The organism is Pseudofrankia asymbiotica, assembly GCF_001983105.1.
Classification (GTDB): domain Bacteria; phylum Actinomycetota; class Actinomycetes; order Frankiales; family Frankiaceae; genus Pseudofrankia; species Pseudofrankia asymbiotica.
In genome coordinates this window covers 1-21,679 of record NZ_MOMC01000079.1, presented here as the reverse complement: position 1 = coordinate 21,679, position 21,679 = coordinate 1, and the positions used below count along the sequence as shown (strand labels likewise).

Here is a 21,679-nt window from a genome sequence, read left to right as displayed (position 1 = left end):
CTTCTGGGGAGTGGCGGCCCCGGCGGTTGCTGCCAGGCTTTGCGCCGGGGCCGCGTTCTGTCGTCGGCGGTGTCGGGTGCCGATGGGCGTTGACACGTTGACAATCGGGCTTGTGCGGTCTGTTCGTGCTGGTCGGAGGGGGTGCGGGGCTGTCATCGGGGGGTGGTGACAGGCGTTGACAGTGTTGACAGTCGGGCGGGGTGGCGGGGGTTGGGTGTCAACGGTGTCAACGGCTGTCAGCGGGGGGTGTTGACGGGGGTTTCGGGGCTGTGACCTGCGGAAAAGGCGCCGTTGATGTTGGTTGTCAACGTGTCAACGGTTTCGAGGAGGTCGGCGGCGCGGGGGTGGAGTTGGTGGTGTCCGTCGGGGCGGGTGCGGGTCCATCCGTAGGTGGTCAGGACGTCGAGGGTGGCGGCGACGTCGGCGGCGGTGGGGAGTTGGCGGATGAGGCGGCGGTGCAGTTCGCGGCGGGTGAAGGTGGTTATCTGCCGGTCGGCGAGGAACCGCAGGGTTTTCAGGGCGGCGGTGTGGTTGGGTTCGGTGGTGACGGCGTGTAGGGCGGTGCGGTAATGCGCGGCGAGGGCGTCGGCGAGCTGGACCGCGCCGGCCATTTGTTCGGCGGTGATGGGGTGGCGCCATCCGTCGGTGGGCCGGTGGGCCATGTGGAGGAGGCCGGCCAGACGGAGGGTGGTGCCGGGGAGTTTGTTGGCCCATTCGCGCATGGCGTGGTATTCGCCGCCGGGACGTAGGTCGTTTTCGACGCGTTCGGCGTGGGCGGTGCGGACCTGGTCGGCGTCGGAGGTGAGGGTGACGACGATGGGGTCTTCCCATTCCGCGAGTGTGGCCGCGAGGTGTTGGATGTTGTGGTTGTAGGCGTCGGTGAGCGGGGCGGGTACGGGTGGGGCGTTGACGTCGCGCCAGCCGGCGAGCGAGCCGGGGAGGACGAACAGGAACCGGGCGGCGAGGCCGCGGCCGGTGAGGTCGGCGTCGGCGCCGAACCGGCGTAGAACCGAAGGCTGGATCATCACGCCGACGGTGAGTGCGGGGTTGGGGATGAACTCGCCGTCACGCCCTTTGCGGTCGACGCGCATGGGCCTCCCGGCGTGGCCTTTCAGGTAGGGGTCGAGGTTGGGGACGCTGCTGAATCGGCCGGCGAAGATGTCGAAGATGCCGCCCTCGTCCGAGATGACGGCGATGCGTCCGCCGTTGTCGGCCATGAGGGAGATGAGGGCTTCGGGGGTGGAGTCGTCGCCGAGTAGCCGTGGCAGGTTGGGGACGGTGACGGCTTCGGCGGCCAGCGCCGCCGCGACGGCCTCGGTGGTCAGTGCCTTCCGCTTCTCCTCCTCGGTGGCTTTCGCGGCGACGGTCTTCGCCTGTTCGGCGGCCCGTCCGGCGATGTCCTTGAGCGCGGCGTTCTCCCGGGCCAGGGGTTCGACGCGGGCGGCCAGGGTGCGTTCGGCGGCCAGCAAGGGGGCGGTGAGGGCGCCGTGGACGGGGCTTTTGCGTTCGCCGGGGTCGGCGACGACGGCGAGGAACAGGTTGACCGGTTCCCGCCAGCCAGGTCGGGGCTCGACTTCGAGCCGGCCCCCGGCGCAGGTCGACAGGACGGCCAACGCGACGGCCCCGGCCATCGCGGGGTCGGTCTGGGTGAACGTCGCGACGGCGCGGACGTAGTCGGCCAGCCAGGGCGGGTAGACGTCGATCGGGAAGCCGGGCGGCGGGGGCACCGTGCTGAGCGGGACGGGCAGTTCCCAGGGCGGCCCGTCGCCCGGGTCGGCGGCGAGCTCGGCGGGTCGCAAAGGTCGGATGACGGCGGGGTCGCCGGGGTGTCCGGTCACGCGGGCCGCCCAGCGACGCTGTTGTCGGGGAGAGGGCCCCAGTGGGTGCCGAGGATGTCGGCTTCGGCGGTGATGGCGATGCCGCGGTAGGTGGTGGTCATGGCGTTCTGCAGGTCGGCGCGGACTTGGTCGGCGCGGGCCGTGGGGACGTGGACGATGACTTCGTCGTGGACGAACAGCCACAACGCGTCGTGCAGGCCGTGGCGGGTGACGAGGGTGTGGACGGCGGTCACCAGGAGGTCGCGGGCGGTGGACTGGACGGCGTAGTTCGCGTTGGCGTAGGGCCGTTCGGGGTCGGCGGGGATGCGCCGTCCGGAGCCGGTGACGACCGGGTCGACCTGGCCGAGGCGGGCGGAGTAGGCGGCGACGCCGGGGTAGGCGGCCCGCCAGCGGGCGATGACGTCGCTGGCGACGGCATGGGTGGCGCCGGTGGCGCTCATCAGCGCGCGGGCGCCGCCGCCGTAGATCGTCCCGAACGTCGCCCGCTTCGCCAACGTCCGCTGGTCCTTCGTGAACGTCTCGCCGAACAGGAGCCGTGAGGTCGCATCGTGGATATCGACCCCGGACGCCAACACGCGGGTCAGGGCGGGGTCTCGAGATAGGGCGGCGGTGACCCGGACTTCGACCTGGGAGAAGTCGCAGGAGATCAGGACGTGGCCGGGGTCGGCTTGGAAGCAGTGGCGGAGCCGGGGGTCGGCCTTCTTCAGCGTTTGGAGTGCTGGGCCGGTGATGGACATCCGGCCGGTTTTGGCCCGCAGCGTGTTGATCTGCGGGTGGACCCGGCCGGYCTGGTCGGCGGCGGTGAGGAACGAGCGCAAGTTGGCGATGGTGTTGGACGTCGCCGCGACCCGGCGGCGGGCGTCGAGCATCCGGCGGACCTGGTCGGACACGTCGAGCCGGCCGGCGTTGAGGTCCCGGCCGAGTGCGGCCACCGTGTCGGCGGTGACCTGAAGCCGGCCCGTGGCGGTGCGCGGGCCGGGGACACCTTCACTGTCGAGCCAGTCGGCGAACCGGGGGCTGGTCGCCGGGCATCCCAACTCCGCCTCGATCAGCCCGGCGGCGTCGTCGTGCTCGGCCTCGGCCTCGGCCAGCAGCCGGCGGGTGTAGTCGAGATCGAGGGCGAGGCCTCGGATCGTGATGCCGGTCGACTGAGCGGCCAGCCACTGCTCCACCGGGACCAGGTGCGAGAACGCGCCGCACCGGTCCAGCAGGAGGGGTAGCAGTCGGCGGACGTAGACCGCGTCGAGGCCGGCGTAGACGACGTAGGCCGGGTCGTCGGCGGGCAGGTGGGTCCATCCCCAGGTCTTCCACCGCTCCCCGGCCCGCTCGCCGGTCGGCGCGGCCTCGCGCATCCGGGCGTGCAGCGCCTCTTGGRCTTGGACGAGACCGTCGTCGAGGTGCTCGGCGGTGAGCGTCTTGAGGCCGTGGCCGGCGCGCTCGTCCGGGTCGATCAGCTTCGAGATCAGATGGGTGTCGACGACCCGCTGACCCAGCCCGATCCCGAACGCCGACCAGACCGCGAGCACGTCATAACTGGTGTGGGTCACGAACCGCCGGGCCGGGTCGGTGAGCACCGCGACGGCGGCGGCGCGCTGGGCCGGGTCGGTCGGGTCGAGCACCCACGCCGTCGTCTCGGTCCCGAGCTGCACCAGGCGTAGGCCGGCGTCCGGGCCGAAGTGCCGCGGGCCGGCGTCCGGGATGGCGCGGGTCTCGACGTCGAGGCCGAGGATCGCCTCCCCGTCGAGGTCGGCGGCCATCGCCGCCGGGTCGAACTCCCCGGGGCGGGGGGCGTGGATGGTCATGGTGTGGCCGTCGTGGGTGCGCTGGTAGGTCGCCATCACGCAGCCTCCGCCAGCACCGCACCGAGGCCGGGTTCGCAGGCCGGGCAGACCCACAGCGGCGGYGGGTCGGCGAGCACCATCGGCCACCGGTGGACCTCGCAGACCAGCGGGGACGGCGCGGGGAGCAGAGTGGCGAGCCAGTCGTAGCGCTCCCCGGCGAGGCCGGGGTTCACCGCTGACGGGTCGGCCGCCGCGTAGGGCACCGCCGGGGGCAGGGGTGGGGTGTAGTCGTCGACGTCGAACAGCGAGAGCTGGTCGACCGGGGTGGGCCGGCCGGTCCGGYGAGGGGTGGACATGGCGGCGGGAACCTCCCGAATGCTCGAGAACTGCGGGCCTGTGGTGGCCATGGCCGGCCCGTGGCGCCGGGCCCTGGCCATCACCCCGGCGGGACGCTCGCTGGCGTACGGGGACTGTGAGGGGCCGTAGGCGAGGGGCTGAGCGGGCCGTAGAGCCACGTTTGCGGGCAAGGTGGGGTGAGGGGTTGGGCCGGTGCGGTTCATGCGGGGACCGTGCGGGGGTTTCGGGCCCCGGCGCGCAGGCCGGAACGGATCGTGGCGGCCACCCCGGACCGGTGGCAGTCACACGGACCGGTGATGTGTCCGGCCGCTGCCTGTTCCAGCAGATCGGCGGCATGCTCGGTACTGAAGGCGCCAGCGGCGGCGAACTGGCCGAGGACCAGCGCGGCCGTGTACAGGGTCCAGTTGTGGGCGCCGGCCTCGGCGGCGGCGACCAGGTCCGTCTCATGGCGCACTACCGCGTCGAGGTAGGCCGTCGTCCGCCGTGTCGATGCCGGCGCCGTGGCCCGGCCCGCCCGGCGGGCCGGGCGAGGCGGGGGTGGGGTCAGGCGCTGGAACAGCCAGGGAGGCAGCGGGGCGGGCGGTCGATCATCGGTGACCGTGTACGGCCGGCCGGCCACGGTCGACCCGGCGGCGACGACGTAGCCACCGAAGCCCCGGGTATCGATCAGCCAACCCAGCCCCCCGCCGCGCTTCCCGCTCGTGTTCCCCAGTCGCGCGCCGGCCGGCATCGTGAAGTACAGGTGCCGCCCGCCCCGGCCGGTCGCGACCGTGAACGTCTCGCCCGGGAACGGCTCCGCCGCCCGCTCGGCCAGCACCGCGAGCACCTCGAGACCGCAGCCCGCGCCGACGGCGGCCCACTCGGCCGGCGGGGGGAGCTGGTCCGGCTTGGGGGTGTCGAGGTCGATGACCAGCAGACCCGACGGGCCGGCGGCGATCCCGACGTTGTACCGGCGCCCCGTCGACCAGCCCCGCCGGATCCGGTCGGCGTCGACCGTGGCGCGGTCCTCCCAGCCGACATGGCCAGCCTGGCAGCGGGGATCCCGCCGGGTGCAGTGGTCGGCGTCGTGGTCCGGGAACGCCGGGCGCTTGTCCCCCGGCCGCAGTGGGAACACGTGCCAGCCCCGCCCGGCGGCGGCGATCGCGGCGGCCAGCGGCGCGACGCCCGGTCCGGTCACCATGTGATGTCCTCGGGTTCGGGCATCAGCGCGCGGGCGGCGCGCAGCATCCGGCGGGCGTCCGCGAGGAACAGCGCGACGTCGTCCGGCGCGCCCGGAAAGTCCACCTGGCGGGTCGGTGTCCGGCGCTGCTGCGCCTCGGCGGTCGCCAACGCGCCGGCGGCGGTGTCCAGCAGCGCGGCCAGCCGCCGCCGGTCGTCCGCTACGGCGGCAAGATCTGCCTCGACGCGGGCCGCGTAGGGATCCATGTCGACCTCGACGGCCGGGTCGGCCGGTGTGCTGTCGACCATCGGTGGAAACCTCCTGTCGAGGGTGGGCCGGGTCGGCGGCCAGCCGCGCCGTGGGGCATGGCCGCCGACCCGGACGGCAAGCCGGGCAGGTCAGAACGGCGGCTCATCGCTGTAGCCACCGGCCGGCATCGACCACGGGTCATCCACCGCGCCATCCCTGGCCTTGCCGTCGGAGGCCGCGCCCCGGCTGGTCTGACCGGCGGGGGCGGTGCCGCGGGCGGCGCGGGTGACCTTCGCGGTCGCGAACCGCAGGGACGGGCCGATCTCCTCGACGTCCAGCTCGAAGACGGTCCGCTTCTCGCCCTCGCGGGTCTCGAAGGTGCGCTGCTTGAGCCGGCCCGTCACGATCACCCGGTCGCCCTTGGCGAGGGACTCCGCGACGTGCTCGGCAGGCTTGCGCCAGATCGAGCACCGCAGGAACAGCGGCTCCCCGTCCTTCCATTCGTTGGTGGCCCGGTCGAGGGTGCGGGGGGTCGAGGCGACGACGAACGACGTGACGGCGGCGCCTGTCGGGAGGAACTTCAACTCCGGGTCGGCGGTCAGGTTCCCGACGACGGTGAGGGTGGTCTCGCCTGCCATGGCTGATCAGTCCTTCCGGGTGTCGGCGGGCACCGGGCCCGCCGTGGGAGCGGTGGGGGTGTGGCGGGTCGCGGGCGTGTAGGTCGCGACCACGGCGCCGCCGTGGTGGGTGTCGTCGTGGACCCCGGCGGCGTCGATCGCGCCGGGCTCGTCCTCGACGGCCAGGTCGAGGACGAGGCAGGCCGGGCACGAGACCACGAACACGGCGCGGGGGTGGGCGGCCCTGCCGGCCGGGTTGGGGTTCACGCGGCGCTCCGGAGAGCGGCGGTGACCCGCTCGGCGAGTAGCCGGGCGGCGGGTGGGGTGACGGCGTTGCCGTACATCCGGACCCGGTCGCGCCGGGACGCCCCGGTCATCCGGTAGTCGGCGGGGAAGGCCATCGCGGCGCCGATCTCGGCGACGGTGAGCATCCGGAACCGGCAGCCGTCGACCTCGGTGTCGGGGACGTCGGCGGGGGTGCGCGTCGTCAGGGCGTAGCGGTCGCGGGTGGTCAGCGTGCCGGCGGGCCAGTCCGTGGGGCGGGCGACGCCGGTGCCGTAGTACGGCAGCAGCAGCGCCCCGTCCGCCGGGGTCGCCAACGCGGTCTCGTGGCGGGTCGTCTGGGTCCGCAGCGGCCCGCCGGTCGGCCGGGCCCGCAGGCCGGGGCGGGCCTCGACGGGCACGGCGAGGCTGTCGGTCACCACGGACTGGTGGCCAGCCGTCGTCAGGGTCCGCACCGGCTGGTCGAACGGCGAGGCCATTTGGCCGCCGTCACCGCGGGCGGTGTTGTTGCGCAGGACGAACCCGGCCGGGGTCGCGAGCGCCTCGGTCTCCCGGGTCGTGCGGACCCGCATGGGCACGGTCGCCGGGGTCGGGTCGTCGTTCCACGTCCCACCCGCCGGTACCAGCAGCGGGACGGCCAGCGCGTTGGCCTCGCCGGTGGCGGTGATGACCGGCCGGGGCCCGTCGAGCGGCCAGACCCGGGTGCCGGGCTGGCGTTCGAACGTGTTCCCACCGGTCGGCAGGCCGATCGGCCGCCCGTAGCGGGCCAGCCCGGCGCGGATCCGCTCCCGGGTCGCCGGGGCAAGGGGGCGGGTCCGGTCGGCGATCGCCGGGCCGAGGTCGGTCCAGTCGATGACCGCCCCGGCCGGGACGGCGAGCGGCTCTGCCAGGCCGTGGCAGGCCGGGCACTGGTAGACGTACTGCGCCCGCCAGCGGCCCCACCGCCGGGCCGGGTCCTTCCACGCCTGCACCGCGCCGACCGTGACGGCGCACGCCGGGCACCAGGCCGGCGGCCGGACGTCCAGATCCGGCGCGGGTAGGCCCTTACGCCAGAACACGACGTAGAGCCGGTCGCGGTACTGCGGGGCCCCGGCGTAGTCCTTGCCGTGCGCGAACGCCGAGTTGAGGTAGACGACCTCGTGGGCGTAGCCGAGGTCGGCCATGGCCAGCAGCCAGCCGTTCCAGCCGACCCACCAGCGGGCATCGACAACGTTCTCGACGATCACCGCCGCATAGGGGCGGCCCCGGTTCACCATCGCCTCGACGAACCGGGGGACATCCCACATCGTCGCCCTCGACCGCTCGGCCGCCGGGTCCGGCGCGTCGCCGAACMGCTCGAGCTGACCCGTCACCCGGCGCTTGCCCTTCGCCACCGAATGGTTCGTGCACTCCGGCGAGGCCCACAGGATGTCCGTGGCCGGGTAGCGGCGCGGGTCGGTCCCCGAGATGTCCGCGCAGTCGTGCTCCGTCGTCGGGTGGTTCGCCGCGTGGACCTCGACCGCCAGCGGCCAGTGATTCGCCGCGAGCACGACCCGCACCCCGGCATCCACCAGACCCGTGCTGCTGCCGCCAGCGCCGCAGAACAGGTCCAGCGCCGTCAGCCCGCTCACCGGGCACCCACCCGCGGGCACCGCTCGTCGTCGTACTCGGACGTCAGGTGGGAGATGACCGCCTTGTCGAGCGCGGCGATCAGCAGCCGGACCTGGCCGGCGTCACTCCAGTGGTTCTCGTACCGCGTCGCGCCGATCCGCTGCTCACAGCGCGGGCAGCGCACCGACCCGTTCCGGTGGTACAGGTCGGCCTGGTAGCCGTACTGCCGGGCCTGGCGGGCGACCTTGCGCGCCTCGGTCTTCGTCATCGCGACGCGGCTCACCGGCTGACTCCGGCCGTCGGCAGGGTGACGCAGGCGCCGCACAGCGTGCACGTCCGGTTGACCGGGTTCGCGTCACCGGAGGCCGCCGGGGTGGGAGTGGGGTGCGACATGATGGGCATTCCCTTCCTGCTGGTTGCTGGGTGGGTGGGGCCGGGGCGCGGCGACGGTTCTTGGCGGAGTTGGCGCCGCGCCCCGGGCGGCCTGGTCAGGTCACCGGGTGCGCGCCCGGCGGGGAAAGAGGGCCTTGCCGGCGGTGTAGCTCTGGGACCATGCGGCGACGGCGGCGGCGACCGGGCGCAGTCGGACCGGGGTCGCTGCGGCGTAGGCACCGTCGGCGTCCAGGAGTTCCGCGACGCGGGTGGCGGCCTCGGTGAGGTCGTGGGCCTTGTCCCACAGGTAGTGGGGGCTGGAGTCGGCCAGGCCGGTCAGCAGAATCCGTCCGGTGTAGTCGACGATCCGGACGAGTGCCTCGGCGAGCTGGACCTCACGGGCGGTCAGGGCCGCGCCGGTGCGTGCGGGCGAAGGGTCCTTCGGTCGGGTGGAGACCGCGGCCCACGGGGTCGGCGTAAGGCTGCCTTCGGGGGTGGCGGAGTCGTCATGGGTGGCCAGCCAGCGGCGGGCGGCGGCGATGCCGGCCGGGGTGGCGGTGAGCGTGACGCCCGCTTGGTCATCGACACCGAGACGAGCAAGGCCCCTGTCGTCGAGGTCGTTGGCGGCGGCCCGTTCAAGGCGGCTGTTGGTGTTGACGGCGATGCCCGTGGGCGAGCGCATCGCGGCGATGAGTATCTGGGCGGCCCGGTCTCCGAACTCGCCGTTCTCGTCATACATGAGGGCGTCCCTTCCTGCGGATTTCTGGGCGGGTGGGGCCGGGGCGCGGCGGCGGTTCTTGGCGGAGTTGGCGCCGCGCCCCGGGCGTCGCTAGCGGCGGGTGAGGGTGTCGCGCAGGATGTCGGCGTGGTCGAACGCGAGGCCGTCGGCGAGGGCGGTGGTGACGGGGACCCAGCGGGCGGCGTCGGCGTCGTCTCCGGCGGTCGGGGTCGGCATGCCGGATAGGTAGGTCGCGTAGGCGAAGGAGACGTATCGGCCGCGGGGGTCGCGGCCGGGGTCCGAGCAGATGACGACGGGGCGCAGGTTCACGACGTGCAGGCCGGTCTCCTCGGCGAACTCGCGGAACGCCGCCGCTTGCACGTCCTCGCCGGGGTCGACGTGGCCGCCGGGCAGCGCCCACATCCCGGCGTGCGGGTCGTAGACGCGGCGGATCAGCAGCACGTGCAGAACACCGTCGGCGTCGGACAACGCGACGACGTCGGCGGTCAGGTAGGCGGTCTCACGGTCGGCCATATCAGGGCTCCTTCGGTTCGGGTGTGCGGCGTGCGGGGGTTAGAGGGCGGCGGCGATGAGGGTGGACAACGTGATCGCGGGGCTTCTGGTGGCCGTCATCGCCTGCCCCGGCCGCCGAAGAGAGCGACCCCGGCCGGGTAGCTCTTGGCCCAGTGGCGGACCGCCTTCGCGACGGGGCGTAGTCGGATCCCGGTGTCGCGCCCGGCGTGGCCGTCGGCGGCGTCAAGGAGTTCGGCGACCCGAGCGGCGGCGTCGGCGAGGTCGCTGGACTTGTCCCACAGGTAGTGCGGGGAGTCGCTCATGCCGACCAGCAGGACACGGCCGGTGTAGTCGATGACCTGCACGAGCGCTTCTGCGAGCTGTATTTCGCGGGCCGTCATATCAGCGGCGAGATCGGACACGGAATTGCCCTCCTGGTTGGGGTTAGGCGGCAGGGTTGGCGGGTTCGTAGGTTCCTCGGCGGGTTTTGTGGATGAGGCCGTCGGCGGTGAGGGTTTTGAGGAGGTCGTAGACGGTGGTTTTTGCGTAGCCGGTTTCGGAGATCAGGGCGGCGGGGTTGTCGACGCCGCGGGTGATGGCTTGGTAGATGTCGCGGCCGGCGATCGTGGCGAGTGAGGGATATCCGGCCGGGGTCGGAGTTTCGGCGTCGCCGGTGAGTGCGTCGGCCATGGCGGCGTCGGAGTCCGCGGCGGGCTCGTCGTCGGGGGTGGCGAGTTGGCGGGTCCAGGTGGACACGAGGGTGGTGCCGGTGGGTGTGGTCCGTTCGGCGGGCTTGGCGGCGGGCTGGTCGAGGTCGGGGAGGAAGGGTTGGGCGGCACGGACGGTGGCGATCGCGGTCAGGCCGGCGGCGAGGTCGGGGTCGTCGGCGGCGATTTCGGCGAGGAGTGCCGGGTCCAGCTCTGTGGCGCCGTAGAGGGTGGCGGCGTTGGCGGCGGTGGCTTCTTCGAAGGCGTGGTGGCGGCGGGTGTAGGCGGTGCCGAGTTCGTCGGCGAGTTGGCGGCGGATGGACGCTTCGAGTTCGCCGCGGGGGGCGTCACGGTAGGCGCGGGGGAGGTCGTAGCCGTGTTCGGCGTCGAACGCCCGGCCGTAGATGTCGCGGCTGCCGGTGGCCCCGGTGTAGTRGGCGTAGCCGTGGGGTGGGAGTTCGGTGGGGTCGGCCTTGAATCCGGGAATGAGGTTCCGGGCGATGTTCGAGGTGAGGCGCATGACGACGGAGTTGTAGTTCACGACCCCGGACCGCATCACATCAGAACCGCCGAAAACACCGAGGCCGCTGTCCTGGCTGGCGAGAACGACGCCGATGCCGCCTTTTCGGTAGGAACGGACGGCACGTTCGATGGTTTGCGTGTTGATGGCGGCCTGCGCTTGGCCTACCAGGTTGGGGTCAAAAATCATGTGGCATTCGTCGATGACGACTATCAGCGCAGGCATGCGGKGGCTGACCGGGTGGACGTTGCGCCGCGGGCTGGCGATGGTGTTGTTCTTCGTGCGGGTCTGTCCGACGATGTCGATCCCGCGCATCATCGCGTTGAGCTTTTTCGGGTCGGTGCCGACGACGGGCCAGTCGGCGTATTCGGCGAGCGTGGGTAGCGAGCTGCCGTCCTGGGGGTCGATCATCCAGACCGTGACGAACCCGGTGGCCCGCCACGTCGCGCACAGTTGTTCGATCAGCCGGGACTTCCCGCCGCCCTGGCCGGCGAGGATCGCGCCGGACAGGACCCCAAGCTTGGGGTGAAAGGCGTTCCAGGGCATGAGCTGCCCGTCGGGCCAGCGGCCCCAGTAGGTCGTCCAGGTAGCCGGGTCGAAGCAGGGCCCCGGTCCGGGGTAGGTCAGGGATTCGGCGGCGGCGGCACGATCGAGGGTGACGATCAGCCAGGCGAGGTGTTCGCCGGGTTCGTGGGGCGGGGGCGGTGGGTTGGCCGTCGAGGTGGCGTCAATGCGGATCTGGGCGGCGTTCATGCCCAGCGCGAAGGCGATCTGATAGGCGCTGTTCTGGAGATCGCGCCGGCTGAAACGGGTGCCGCGCGAGTGCAGGAGGTATTTCTCGCCGTCGGCGGTCGGTTCGCCGTCGGTCAGGCGGGTGCCTTCGGCCGGGCCGCCTTTGCAGGCGACCCACCTGTTCCACAGGTCGACGACCTCGGGTGCCCGCTCGTGCACCTCGGCGATGGCCGGCAGCTCCGGCTCGTCGAACTCGAGTTCAGGTTCCGGGGCGGGGTCGATGGGGTTGGGGATGTGGTGGCGGCGCCAGTAGGGGACGGCGAGCGCGTAGGTGCCGGCCCACAGGGTGGTGAGGGGTAGGCGGGTGGGGCCGTCGGTGGTGGTCGTCCAGGCGAGCCAGACCGCTCCGGCGACGGCGACGGTCAGGGTGTAGGCGGCGAGCCAGCGCCGTGGCGCCCAGTCGGCGCGCCGGCCGCGGGCGAGCCACCACAGACCGGCGGCGGAGAGGAAGCCCCACGCGGGTGCGGTGCCGACGTGGGATAGCTGGGTGGTGACTGCGGCGGTGGCCCAGAGGGTGGCGAGGACGGCGAAGGGGGCGGTGTGGCCGGCCACGGCCAGGGCGCCGAAGCGGCGGCGGGTCGCGGCGGCGCGGGCGGCGTCCAACAGCCGGGCGGCGCGGTCGTCCTGGCCGCGCTCCAACGCGGCCTTGGCCCGCAGCGTCAGGGTTTGGACGAGCGGGTCGGCGGCGGCGCGGGCGGCGTCGGCGTCCTCGCGGCGGGCGCGTTCCAGGGCGACGGCGGCCCCGAGGTGGACCATGGCGGTTTCGGCGTCGGGGGCGCCCGCCGCGCTGGCGGTCAGCCGGTCGATCCGGCTGTCCGGGGCCGCCGTATCGGCGGTGGGCCGTGCCATCAGGCGCTCTCCCTTCACATCAACAGGCCGCGCGTGGGGGCTTCGCGTGGCCCGTGCGCCGGGGAAGCGACGCACGGACCACGCGAAGCGATCAGAGGGTGGGGTTAGTGCTGTTCGTAGGCCGCGACGTTGCGGGCAGCCTGGCCGTGACCAGCGGCGGCGACCGTCTCAGTGATGTTCGAGTGGACACCGCCCAGCCGACTCAATGCGGTGTCGATCTGCGCGATCGCCGAGGTCAGCAGGTCGCGGGTCGAGGTGATCGCGCCGATGACCTGGGTGTCGCCGAACCCGAACTCGGCGAGCCCGGCCAACAGTGTCTCGATCTCGGTCGTCGCGGTGTGGGTGATGTTGCCGCGCAGGCCGGTCAGGTACGCCTTCGCGCCCGCAACGTCGATGGCCTCGCCAGTGGTGGTGGACATGGGGATCTCCTTCATGTGCAGGTGGGCTGACTGGTTTTGGGATGGGTGTGCGGGCTCCTTCGCTCCCGCCGTCGGACAGGGCGCCAGCGACTCCGGCGCCCTTGGGAGTCAGGGGGCCGGGTGGTGGACCTTCGTCCAGTCGGCGGCGGGAAGATCGGTCGCGGACGGGGTCTCCCAGACGGCGTCCACGGGCTCGCCCGTGGCCTCGTCGACGACCTCGGCCGGTTCGCCGGCCGCCGGGTCGGCTGGGGCGTCCGGCGGTGGCGTGTCGGGGTCCAGGTGGCTGCGGTGGATCCAGGCGGCGTGGTCCACCACGAGCGGGTCGCCCTCGCGGGCCGGCTGGCCGCAGGCCGCGCAGTAGTCCGGGAAGTGCACGCCACACACCCAGCCCTCCGGCAGCGACCGGGCGGAGGTCTCGGGGTCGCTGATGTCGCGGCGGCAGCGGGCGCACAGGAAACTGCCGTCGCCGTCCGGGTCGTTCGGGTCCGCCGTGGGGGCGTCGTCGCCGTCCGGGTCCGGGTCCGGGTCGTCGTCGGGGCTGGCGGTGTCGGGTTCGTCGTCCCAGTCGTCGGCCGGTAGGCCGCGGGCGGCCCGGCGAGCGCGCACAGCGGCGACCCGATCGCGAGACCAGGGCCAGGCAACGCGCCAGCCCTCCCACAGCGAGCGGAAGAACACCGCGAACCCGGCGCCGATCGCCCACCCGGCGTAATGGCGCTGGCGGTCGCCCTCGCCGATCGTGACGTCACGGCCCCGCGCGAGGGCGTAGCTGCGGACGGCCGCGTCGAGGCCGGCGCGGTAGACCGCGTACGCGAAGTACAGCAAGATCAGCAGTTCCATGGTCGGTCTCCTAGATCAGTTGGACGGCGACGAACAGGGCGGCGTACGCGACCCGGCCGGGCCGGRCCATCAGCCACACGGCGGCGTAGGCCACCGCTGAGACCGCGATCGCGAGGCCGGCTACCGGCCGGCGGCCGGCGGGCAGCGTCGCGGCCTTGTCGATCAGGTCGGCGAGTGCGGGTGGGTGGGCGGCCAGCCAGCGCCGCCACCGGCCATCGCCGGTCTCGGGAAGCCAGTCACCCCCGATTCCGCCGGCCGTCTGGGCGAGCCAGGCGGCGCTGTAGGCACCGGCGGCGACCGGCAGGGCGATCAGGGCGGCGTAGGCCATGCCGGCGCGGCGTAGCCGCAGGGCATACGGGGCGCACCACGGGGCGTCGGCGGCGTAGCGCCACAGGGCGACCGGCGGGGCCGGCGGGGCGACCAGCGGCGGCCAGCCCCGGTCACCCACCGCCACCGGCACCGCGAGAGCGGAACTCCGGAAACTCCGGCCAGCGGCCTCGCGCGCGTACGCGCGCGCGTAGTGACCCCTCCCCCGGCGGCCCGCCGCCGCGACCACCGGAGTTTCCGGAGTTTCCGGAGTTGCACGCACGGTTACTCCCGGCCGATCTGTTCGCGGCGCAGCATCTCCGCGAGGTAGGCCAGATGGGCCGCGGCGTCGCCGCCCACCTTGTGGGCCTGGCCGGGCGGGACGTCACCGAGTGCGCCGCGCAGGTAGTCCGCCGCCGCCATCAGCCGCCCGGCCGGGGTCGTGGCCCGCCCCCGGCGGGTGACGTAGGTCGCCCGCCGCCGCGCCCACCGGTCCTCGATCGCCGTCCGGCCCGCCGGGCGGCCCCGGGCCGGGCTCACCGGCCCGCCCCGACCGGCTCGGCCCGCAGCTCCCGCAGCAGCGCGTCAAGCCTGCGGGTCCCGGCACGGTGGCCGCGCTCCTTGAGGCCGGCGTGCAGCGTCGAGCGGTTCAGCGCCCGGCCCGCCGCGGCGAGCCCGTCACGGACCTTCCGCCCGTCGTCGAGCAGATCCGACACGTCCGTCTCCGCGCCCGAACCCGTAGCCGCCACGGCGGCCGGGGCAGGAGGCTCCGGGGCACGGAACTGCACCGCTGGCAGCCGCGGCCCGGCCGTCTCGGCCCGCTCCGGCTGCGGCGGGGTGGCCGGCGCCAGGGTGAGCGGCGGGGTGGCGTCGTCGTCGCGGCCGGCGTGCACGCGGTGGTGGCGACCGTCAGCGTCGGTGTAGACGTCCCACAGTTCGCCCCCGCTCGCCTCCCGGGTGACGTCTCCGACGGGCCGGGCCGGCGCCGGGGTGGGCTCGCGGGGCGCCGGAACCGGCGCGGCGGCCGGCGCCGGACGGGTGCCCAGCGGGGGTAGGGACGACTGACCGGTGTGCCCGTTGCTGTGCTCGCCGTTGTGCCCGGCGAGGTCGTCATCGACGTCGGACAGGCCCGTTCGGGCCCAGGCCGCAGCGACCGGGACAACCACTCCGACGTGGTCAGATGTCCCGTTCTCCCCCACCCGGATGGCCGCCAGATCGGCGGTGGCCGTGGGCATGTGCCCGCCGTCGGGCGCGGTGCCGCCGTCGCGGTAGAGACGGCCGTACCCGGCCGCGCGGACCGGCGACGTCTGCCGTGGCACATCGGCCGCCGGGGTTTCGTCGTCGGTGTGAGGTGGCTTGGTGGCCTTGAGGCCAGCGACCAGGCCGAACGCCAGAACGGGCCAGACGGCCATCAGCCCGACCCACACCCCGGGCTCGCCGTGCAGAACCGTGCCGGGCGGGTCGCCAGGGCCGGTGCGGTGCAGGACGGCGACGAGGTTGCAGGCGCCGGAGAACAGCACCGCGGCGACGACGACGAACACCGCCCACTTGATCGGCGCGTCCGCCCGCCGCCGCGACGTGATCGCGGCCAGCCCGGCCACAGCCATCGCCTCACCGGTCATCGCGATCAGCCAGGACGCCCAACTCGGCTGCCCAGACCAGCACGCGACGTCATGCACGTGGATGAACGCGACGATGAACACCCCGGCACCCAGGGCGACGGGCAGGACGGTGGTCGCGGCCCGTTCGAACCACGTCGCCCCGGACGTCTGCCGGCTCATGCGGCACCCCACAGGGCGGCCAGCGGCCAGGACACCAGCCCACCGAGGATGTTCAGCGGCGAGCGGACGATCGCACCGAGGTCACCGGGGATCGTGTCGACGACCAACGGCAGGATCAGCGCGACCGTGACCGCCGCCGTCTTCGGCGGCAGGCTCGGCATCCGCCCCGACCCGAACGCCAGCCCAGACCGGCTGGCGAACCGGCTGCGCTGCCGGCCGCTGCCGTAACGGTCGTAGCGGTCGCGGCCGGTCGTGCCGCGACGCCGGTCGCGGCGGTCATAGTCGCCGCGGGCCGACTCGCCGCGAAGCTGATCCAGGGTCCGCGACGACGGGGCCAGCGCGAGAACGAGATAGAGGGTGAGCAGGAGGGCGACGGCGCCCGGGACGACACCGCCGACCGTGGAACGGGTGACGACGTTGAACAGGTCGGTCGCCCAGCCGACGGCGGTCGTGATGCCGGTGTGCAGCCAGCCGGACGACAGGGTCGCCCCGGCGGTCAGCGCCAGGCACGCCGCGAGACGGGGCAGCATCCGCCGCCACATCAGCAGGGCCACGAGGAACAGAGGTATCGCGGCGGCGACCGCCCGCGTAGCGGGAAGGCCGACGCTGGCCGCTGTCAGCGGCTCAAACGCGAAGATCATGCCGGCACTCCAGAAGAGGACGAAGACGTCGAGTAGAGGTGGGTGGCGGCCAGGATCGAGCGGACGTAGCCGCGGGTCTGAGGGATCGAGGGGACGCCACCAGCGGCCCGGACCGCGCCGAAGCCGGCGTTGTAGCCCGCGAGCGCCAGTTCGACGACGTCACCGGAAAGCCGGCCCGTCGCGAGGCCCTTGGCGGCCTCGGTCGCGAGGTGGCACATGAACCGGCCCTGAGCGGTGATCGCATCCGGCGGATCCCACGGCGAAGCAGTCCCGTCCCGGTCGGCGTCGACCGCCCACGACGGCCAGGTACCGGGCATGAACTGCGCGATGCCCTGCGCCCCGACGGCGGAGCGGGCCCGGGGGTTGAACCCGGACTCCTGCGAGAGCTGGGCGGCCAGCAATGCCGGGCTGACCTGTGGGCATTGCGAACCGGCCCGCTCGATCCACGGCCGGTAGACCGCCGGGACCGGCGCACCCACCGCCAGCGGCCCRCCAACCGGCGGCCCGGTGCCGATCAGCCGGGGCAGGACGCCAAGGCTGAGAGCAAGCGCGGCAACCAGAGCCACGGCGACCAGCAGCCGGCCCAGCCGCCACGCCACCACCGCACCCACGCCCAGAGCGACCGGCAGCCACATCGGCACCTGAAGGTCAGCCATCGCGGAGCCCGAGATGCGACAGCTCGTTGGCCGCCCGCCGTAGCGGCGCTGCGAGTACCCCGACAGCGCTGATCGCCGTGGCGAGCTCCGTGGTGGCCGCACGGATCGTGCCGTGCGGGTTGAAGCCACGGTCGTCGTACAGACCGGCATGGTCGGTAAATCCGTCGCCGATGTCGGCCAACTGGTCCAGGGCCTGCGGCAGCTTTTCGACCATCGCCGCCAACGACCGGATGACCTGGTCCAGCTCGGAGGGAAAGTCGATCCCGCCGTCACCGCGGATCGTCAGGTGGTTGATCGCCCGGATCGCGTCGTCGGCGCGGCCGGCCTCGGTGACCACCGCAGGCTCCAACGGCCGCTCAGACCAGGGGCGGGACGGCGCGGCCCTCATGCCGCACCCCTACCGGCCAAGACCTCATGGCACTCGTCCACGAACACGACGACCGCCGGGCAATTGGCCCTGGCCGGCCCGGCCATTGCGGTGGCAGCGGGCACGAGTCGCCGCCAGGCGGCGATTGCGACAGCGCCGGACGTCTTGCCACGGCCAACCCCGCCGATCGGCAGATCAGCAGCGTCCTGGGCCGCCGGGCGGTAGGTGACGCTGACCGGGTCGAAGACGAACCCCGCCGCCACCGCCTCCAACCGCCGCTCCGCCGCGGCGAGCCGGGACCGACCCAGCACACCACCACACCCCGCGGCGATCGCCGCCTCGGCGTCGGTCACGGCCAGCTCGGCGCCGATCAGCGGCCACTCCGCCTCGATCGCAGCCAGCTCCGCCGCCGACGGCTCAAGCTCCGGGTCAGGCAGCATCAGACACCTCGCCCGGCCCCAGACCCGCCCACGCCGTCGCCGCCAGAACCTCCGGGTTCCTGAACAGCGCCCAGAGCTGGACAGACACGCCGTCTTGGGTCCACACGGCCTTGATGTCGGTCGCCGTGCCATCGCGGTAATGCCTCGCCGTCAACGGCTGGTCAAGGACCGCCGCGCAGGTCAGCAGCTCCGTCAACCGGCGCCACTCGTTCCCGTGGTGCACGTGCAATTCGGCGGTGGGTGGGTCCGACTGCGGAGGGACCGACACATACACGTGCGAACCCGCAACCCCCAGCAGGTCCAACAGGTCCGCAGCGACCCGGGCGGCGTCCGCCGGCCGGCCGGCCCGGAAACCCGGGCCGGCCACCACAACCGAGGCCGTCACTTGCCACCACCCGACTGGGCGTCCCGCCGCGCCAACTTCTCCACGGCCTCCGCCGTGGCATCCGCGAGGTTGTCAGCCGACAGGACCGTGTTCAGGGCATGCTTCATACGGGTCTGACCTCCAGGGGTCGGATCAAGGACTCCGGCGCACTTGCTTGGCGGCTGGGCGCCGGGGTCCGACTTCGGCCGTTGCTGACGCGATACATGTAAGACCTGTATCGCATCAGCGTCAAGCCCCGTGGTGGGAGGGTTCTCCCGGCCGGCTTGGTGTTGCTCCTAGCTTGCGGCTGATCCGTCGGACGATCTACACCGGCGCTGGACGACTCTCGGCCGACTAGCTAGGGTCCCGAGTCGTCCCAAGTCGTACCAAGCACGGCAGGACGTCCCTCGGGGGCGGCAGGGAGGKACCATGCCCAACGAACGTCTCCGGGGCATGATTTTGGAGCGCGGATTGTCTTTGGAAGGCATGGCCACAAGTCTTGGGGTCGCCGCGAAGACTGTTGAACGCTGGATCACGGAGCCGGACCGAAAGCCGTACCGGCGGTTTCAATATCAGGTCGCCTCACTACTCCAGTGCGAGGTCTCATACCTCTGGCCTGATGAGCGAACCTCAACCGAGGTGACCGAGACCAGCCATGCCGAGCTGGTGAAGCTCTACCCGCATCGTTCTGTGGTCCCCAACAGCTTGTGGCCCAGGCTGTACTCACGGGCCCGAAGGCGGTTCGACGTCCTCGCCTACTCTGGATTCTGGCTGAGCGAAGACGCAGCGTTTCTCAGGGTGGTGAAGGAGAAGTCCGCTGACGGCGTTCCCATCCGTTTTATGCTCGGTGAGCCGAATAGCATGGCGGTCACAGTTCGGGGGTCCGACGAGGGGATAGGACCTGCGATGGGCGCGAAGATTCGTAACGCCCTAATGAACTACGGTAAGCTATTCGGACTCCCTGGCGTCGAGTTCCGACTTCACTCGACGACGCTATACAACTCGATCTATCGTGTAGATGATGAGCTGCTTGCTAATAGCCACGTCTTTGGAGTCGGTGCCTACCTAGCACCGGTGACCCATCTCCAGCGCATCCCCGGGGGTGAACTGTTCGATACTTATGCGGAAAGTATCGAGCGCGTCTGGGAGCAAGGGCGCCAAATTTCATCACCTACAGACCTCTTGGAAAGTGACATATGAGTCGCATCGACTTTTTCAACGCGCCGAACGCGCCTGAGGCAAATTCGGTAGTTCCGTCTGTGACGGCCGTAGTTCGCGGCGGAGATGGGCGGCTGCTTCTGATCCACAAGACAGATAATGACCTCTGGGCGCTCCCTGGTGGAGGGCATGAAATCGGCGAGAGCATCGCCACGACAGTGACTCGCGAAGTCCGGGAAGAGACAGGCATCGAGGTGGCGGTCGACGGTATCAGCGGCCTCTATACCAACCCGCGACATGTCATTCAGTACGACGACGGCGAGGTCCGTCAGCAGTTCTCGATATGCTTCAGGGCCCATCCGATCGGGGGGAGCCTGAAGACGAGTAGCGAATCAAAGGAGGTGCGGTGGGTCAAACCGTCCGACCTCAACGGKCTAGACATTCACCCTTCCATGAGGCTGCGTATCKAGCATGGCCTAGACGCGACACGTACAGAGCCTTACATCGGCTAGCCCTGGCCTACCGCTGCTAGTCGATACTCGACTCGGGAAATGGCGGCGCGAATCTCGGGCGTCGCACGTAGAATGAAGCGGGTAACGATGGAGTCAGGTCCRTATCGCCCACGTATCTCGTCCAGCCGCTGGTCTACGGTCGTTTCCTCACCGTCGGGCGTTGTCAGCATGTCGCAGAAGATCAGGGCATCTACAAGTGCCGGACCTTCCATTGGAAATTCACTTTCAAGGGCACCCCTCAAACCGCGTTCCTCCGCCTCCAGGAGGGCGCATGAATGATGGGCCACAAGCCGGATGACCCGGTCGGGGATTTCGTCCTGAACCCGCAAGAAGCGCGCTSCGTCGAGTGGGTGAAATCCCTCAATTGCGATGGATGGCGAGTACCCGACGTCGTGAAGAATGGCGGCGGCTTCCATGAGGTCCGAATCGGCGCCGAGGACCGGGCGCAGTTGTCTAGCTCGACGGGCAACGCCTAGAGAGTGGTTCCAGCGCCTCGGCAACGGGTCTGCAAGCATCGATTCAGACAGGTCGTATGCCTGTTTCACCAGATCGGAGACCGTCATGTCGATGGCCTCTCATCACGCGTCGGCAGTGCGGCCACTTGCCGACCCTTTCCCGGGTGAGTGGTGAGCAATCCGCTCCCCTGAAGATTGGCCAGGACGCTGCGAATGAGCGGGCGGGAAGCCTGGTATTTCTCGCACAGGTGTCGCTCAGATGGAAAGTCATCGCCGACCGCCTTGCCGTCGAACTCGGTCAGCACTCGTTCGGCTAGCGGCTTCGAGTCGGACCGGCCGACCCTCCAGCCAACGCCGGGGACGGACGTGGCGGCCCCCTCGTCCGCGAGAGCCTTCAGGGCCCTCCGGATCGTGGTCCTCGACACTCCGAACTCCCGTACCAACTCGGCTTCAGACGGCAGGACCGTTGTGATCTGCCCGGTCTCGATCTGCTTACGCAGGCTAGTGGCGATCCGCGCGAACGTGCCCCGCGGGCTCACCAGTGGGTTCGGTGCCGTCACGTACGCCATCCTCCCCGACCAGGGTCCTGGAGCCAAGCACCATGATCCGTCCCCCGCCCCCGGCGGCGGCCGTCGGGCTCGACCTGGGGGCGACCGCTTCCCGAGTCATGCGGCGCCGCCGCGACCGAGCCGTCACGGGACGTCRCACGGTCCATGTGCGGACCAGCGCGGAGACCGACTCCCCCATCGGCGCGACGCCGCAGGTCACGACACATCTTGATCAAGATCAGCGAACACCTACACAATCTTCGAAGGCACGAGTGAAATCCAGCGCCTGGTGATTGCCCGGGCCATCTCTGGCGTGCACATTCGCTGAGCGGTGGTTAGCGGACACTCACCGCGCCGCGCCACGTTCCAAGATCGAGTCCACGTATAGTCCACAGCGGTCCCGCCGACGTCGCCCGCGATGGCGGCCACGATGCCGCGGTCAGTCACGCTGAGGCTCGAGGAGACCCGCACCGGGCGGAGCCGGTGAGGCGTCTCCGCGACGAGCGTTGCCCAGACCTCAGGTACCGCCCCGGACCGACTCGGGCGCTGACATCCCATCCAGACGCCGGCAGTGCTGTCCATTCCAGTTGATCTTTCCTGCCCTGGCGTAGAAGAGGACAGATCAACGGAGACACGCGGATCCGTGCGAGCTCCAGAAGGACTAACGAGCTTTAATCCGTGGTGTCGATTCCGCTGATCATGCTGGTTCCAGGGTCAGGCCGGTGGCGGCCAGGCAGCCGTCGAGCAGGTGTGGGTGGTGCTGGATGCGGCCCAGGCCGGTTCGGATGTGGCCGGCGAGGTGGTCGACGTCGGTGAACAGGCGGTTGGCGAGCTCGCCGCGTTTGAGCAGG

The 21,679-nt window shown here is 71.7% G+C and carries 27 protein-coding genes and 1 pseudogene; 3 read left to right on the top strand and 25 right to left on the bottom strand.

Translation table 11 applies throughout. From position 1 onward, the window contains the following. Window positions 1-236: 236 nt before the first annotated feature. The 23 genes from BL253_RS32520 to BL253_RS41960 form a co-directional block, all read right to left on the bottom strand. Entirely contained in the window at window positions 237-1,838 is a 1,602-nt protein-coding gene (locus BL253_RS32520) for a YfjI family protein (RefSeq protein ID WP_081438915.1), read from the bottom strand. Next, window positions 1,835-3,676, bottom strand: coding sequence for a DNA polymerase (locus BL253_RS32515; protein WP_076821239.1), 1,842 nt, complete (start codon window positions 3,674-3,676; stop codon window positions 1,835-1,837). The genes BL253_RS32520 and BL253_RS32515 overlap by 4 nt, the downstream gene beginning before the upstream one ends. Then, window positions 3,676-3,975: a hypothetical protein gene (locus BL253_RS32510; RefSeq protein ID WP_131831625.1), complete on the bottom strand. Its 300-nt coding sequence runs from the start codon at window positions 3,973-3,975 to the stop codon at window positions 3,676-3,678. The genes BL253_RS32515 and BL253_RS32510 overlap by 1 nt, the downstream gene beginning before the upstream one ends. 200 nt (window positions 3,976-4,175) lie before the next feature. Then, window positions 4,176-5,156: a bifunctional DNA primase/polymerase gene (locus BL253_RS32505; protein ID WP_076821235.1), complete on the bottom strand. Its 981-nt coding sequence runs from the start codon at window positions 5,154-5,156 to the stop codon at window positions 4,176-4,178. Further along, complete coding sequence (locus tag BL253_RS32500; protein WP_076821233.1) at window positions 5,150-5,443, bottom strand: hypothetical protein; 294 nt, start codon at window positions 5,441-5,443, stop codon at window positions 5,150-5,152. Before BL253_RS32500 ends, BL253_RS32505 begins: the two co-directional genes overlap by 7 nt. A 90-nt stretch (window positions 5,444-5,533) precedes the next feature. Continuing rightward, entirely contained in the window at window positions 5,534-6,022 is a 489-nt protein-coding gene (locus tag BL253_RS32495; RefSeq protein ID WP_076821231.1) for a single-stranded DNA-binding protein, read from the bottom strand. Window positions 6,023-6,028: 6 nt separating this feature from the next. Beyond that, a complete protein-coding gene (locus BL253_RS32490; RefSeq protein ID WP_076821230.1) occupies window positions 6,029-6,268 on the bottom strand; it encodes a hypothetical protein in 240 nt (79 codons plus the stop codon). Continuing rightward, entirely contained in the window at window positions 6,265-7,893 is a 1,629-nt protein-coding gene (locus BL253_RS32485; protein WP_198946494.1) for a DNA cytosine methyltransferase, read from the bottom strand. Before BL253_RS32485 ends, BL253_RS32490 begins: the two co-directional genes overlap by 4 nt. Then, a complete protein-coding gene (locus BL253_RS32480; protein WP_076821228.1) occupies window positions 7,890-8,156 on the bottom strand; it encodes a hypothetical protein in 267 nt (88 codons plus the stop codon). Before BL253_RS32480 ends, BL253_RS32485 begins: the two co-directional genes overlap by 4 nt. A gap of 210 nt (window positions 8,157-8,366) precedes the next feature. Beyond that, a complete protein-coding gene (locus BL253_RS32475) occupies window positions 8,367-8,984 on the bottom strand; it encodes a hypothetical protein (protein WP_076821226.1) in 618 nt (205 codons plus the stop codon). Window positions 8,985-9,074: 90 nt separating this feature from the next. After that, the gene (locus tag BL253_RS32470) at window positions 9,075-9,497 is read right to left on the bottom strand and encodes an NUDIX domain-containing protein (protein ID WP_076821225.1); all 423 of its coding nucleotides are present in this window, start codon (window positions 9,495-9,497) and stop codon (window positions 9,075-9,077) included. Window positions 9,498-9,592: 95 nt separating this feature from the next. Further along, complete coding sequence (locus BL253_RS32465) at window positions 9,593-9,898, bottom strand: hypothetical protein (protein WP_131831624.1); 306 nt, start codon at window positions 9,896-9,898, stop codon at window positions 9,593-9,595. A gap of 22 nt (window positions 9,899-9,920) precedes the next feature. Next, window positions 9,921-12,344, bottom strand: a complete 2,424-nt coding sequence (locus BL253_RS32460; protein WP_076821221.1) for a hypothetical protein — start codon at window positions 12,342-12,344, stop codon at window positions 9,921-9,923. A gap of 104 nt (window positions 12,345-12,448) precedes the next feature. Beyond that, on the bottom strand, window positions 12,449-12,763 hold the full coding sequence (locus tag BL253_RS32455; protein ID WP_076821219.1) for a hypothetical protein: 315 nt from the start codon (window positions 12,761-12,763) through the stop codon (window positions 12,449-12,451). A 108-nt stretch (window positions 12,764-12,871) separates the two neighbouring features. Next, a complete protein-coding gene (locus BL253_RS32450; protein ID WP_076821218.1) occupies window positions 12,872-13,600 on the bottom strand; it encodes a hypothetical protein in 729 nt (242 codons plus the stop codon). Window positions 13,601-13,610: 10 nt separating this feature from the next. Continuing rightward, window positions 13,611-14,060 carry a hypothetical protein gene (locus BL253_RS32445; RefSeq protein ID WP_076821216.1) on the bottom strand — a complete coding sequence of 150 codons (450 nt, stop codon included), beginning with the start codon at window positions 14,058-14,060 and terminating at the stop codon, window positions 13,611-13,613. A 131-nt stretch (window positions 14,061-14,191) separates the two neighbouring features. Beyond that, window positions 14,192-14,446, bottom strand: a complete 255-nt coding sequence (locus BL253_RS32440; protein ID WP_076821214.1) for a hypothetical protein — start codon at window positions 14,444-14,446, stop codon at window positions 14,192-14,194. Continuing rightward, complete coding sequence (locus BL253_RS32435) at window positions 14,443-15,687, bottom strand: hypothetical protein (RefSeq protein WP_076821213.1); 1,245 nt, start codon at window positions 15,685-15,687, stop codon at window positions 14,443-14,445. The genes BL253_RS32440 and BL253_RS32435 overlap by 4 nt, the downstream gene beginning before the upstream one ends. Continuing rightward, the gene (locus tag BL253_RS32430; RefSeq protein ID WP_076821211.1) at window positions 15,684-16,328 is read right to left on the bottom strand and encodes a hypothetical protein; all 645 of its coding nucleotides are present in this window, start codon (window positions 16,326-16,328) and stop codon (window positions 15,684-15,686) included. Before BL253_RS32430 ends, BL253_RS32435 begins: the two co-directional genes overlap by 4 nt. Beyond that, complete coding sequence (locus BL253_RS32425) at window positions 16,325-16,984, bottom strand: transglycosylase SLT domain-containing protein (protein ID WP_076821209.1); 660 nt, start codon at window positions 16,982-16,984, stop codon at window positions 16,325-16,327. The genes BL253_RS32430 and BL253_RS32425 overlap by 4 nt, the downstream gene beginning before the upstream one ends. After that, the gene (locus tag BL253_RS32420) at window positions 16,977-17,321 is read right to left on the bottom strand and encodes a hypothetical protein (protein WP_076821207.1); all 345 of its coding nucleotides are present in this window, start codon (window positions 17,319-17,321) and stop codon (window positions 16,977-16,979) included. The genes BL253_RS32425 and BL253_RS32420 overlap by 8 nt, the downstream gene beginning before the upstream one ends. Window positions 17,322-17,368: 47 nt before the next feature. After that, window positions 17,369-17,791 (bottom strand): DUF6284 family protein, encoded by a 423-nt coding sequence (locus BL253_RS41515; RefSeq protein ID WP_076821205.1) that lies wholly within the window; start codon window positions 17,789-17,791, stop codon window positions 17,369-17,371. Beyond that, entirely contained in the window at window positions 17,781-17,987 is a 207-nt protein-coding gene (locus BL253_RS41960; RefSeq protein WP_131831623.1) for a hypothetical protein, read from the bottom strand. Before BL253_RS41960 ends, BL253_RS41515 begins: the two co-directional genes overlap by 11 nt. A gap of 597 nt (window positions 17,988-18,584) precedes the next feature. Between BL253_RS41960 and BL253_RS32405 the strand changes: the two genes are divergently transcribed. Further along, window positions 18,585-19,355 carry a helix-turn-helix domain-containing protein gene (locus BL253_RS32405; RefSeq protein WP_076821202.1) on the top strand — a complete coding sequence of 257 codons (771 nt, stop codon included), beginning with the start codon at window positions 18,585-18,587 and terminating at the stop codon, window positions 19,353-19,355. Then, on the top strand, window positions 19,352-19,825 hold the full coding sequence (locus BL253_RS32400; RefSeq protein WP_076821200.1) for an NUDIX hydrolase: 474 nt from the start codon (window positions 19,352-19,354) through the stop codon (window positions 19,823-19,825). Before BL253_RS32405 ends, BL253_RS32400 begins: the two co-directional genes overlap by 4 nt. Here BL253_RS32400 and BL253_RS32395 read toward each other — a convergent pair. Both BL253_RS32395 and BL253_RS32390 read right to left on the bottom strand, forming a co-directional pair. Beyond that, window positions 19,822-20,388: an HD domain-containing protein gene (locus BL253_RS32395; protein WP_076821198.1), complete on the bottom strand. Its 567-nt coding sequence runs from the start codon at window positions 20,386-20,388 to the stop codon at window positions 19,822-19,824. The two genes, BL253_RS32400 and BL253_RS32395, sit on opposite strands and share 4 nt — an antisense overlap. Further along, window positions 20,385-20,840, bottom strand: coding sequence for a GntR family transcriptional regulator (locus BL253_RS32390; protein ID WP_241835335.1), 456 nt, complete (start codon window positions 20,838-20,840; stop codon window positions 20,385-20,387). The genes BL253_RS32395 and BL253_RS32390 overlap by 4 nt, the downstream gene beginning before the upstream one ends. A 223-nt stretch (window positions 20,841-21,063) precedes the next feature. Between BL253_RS32390 and BL253_RS45595 the strand changes: the two are divergent. Next, window positions 21,064-21,156: pseudogene (locus BL253_RS45595) on the top strand (acyl-CoA dehydrogenase family protein); the annotation flags it as partial. Between the last annotated feature and the right edge of the window lie 523 nt (window positions 21,157-21,679).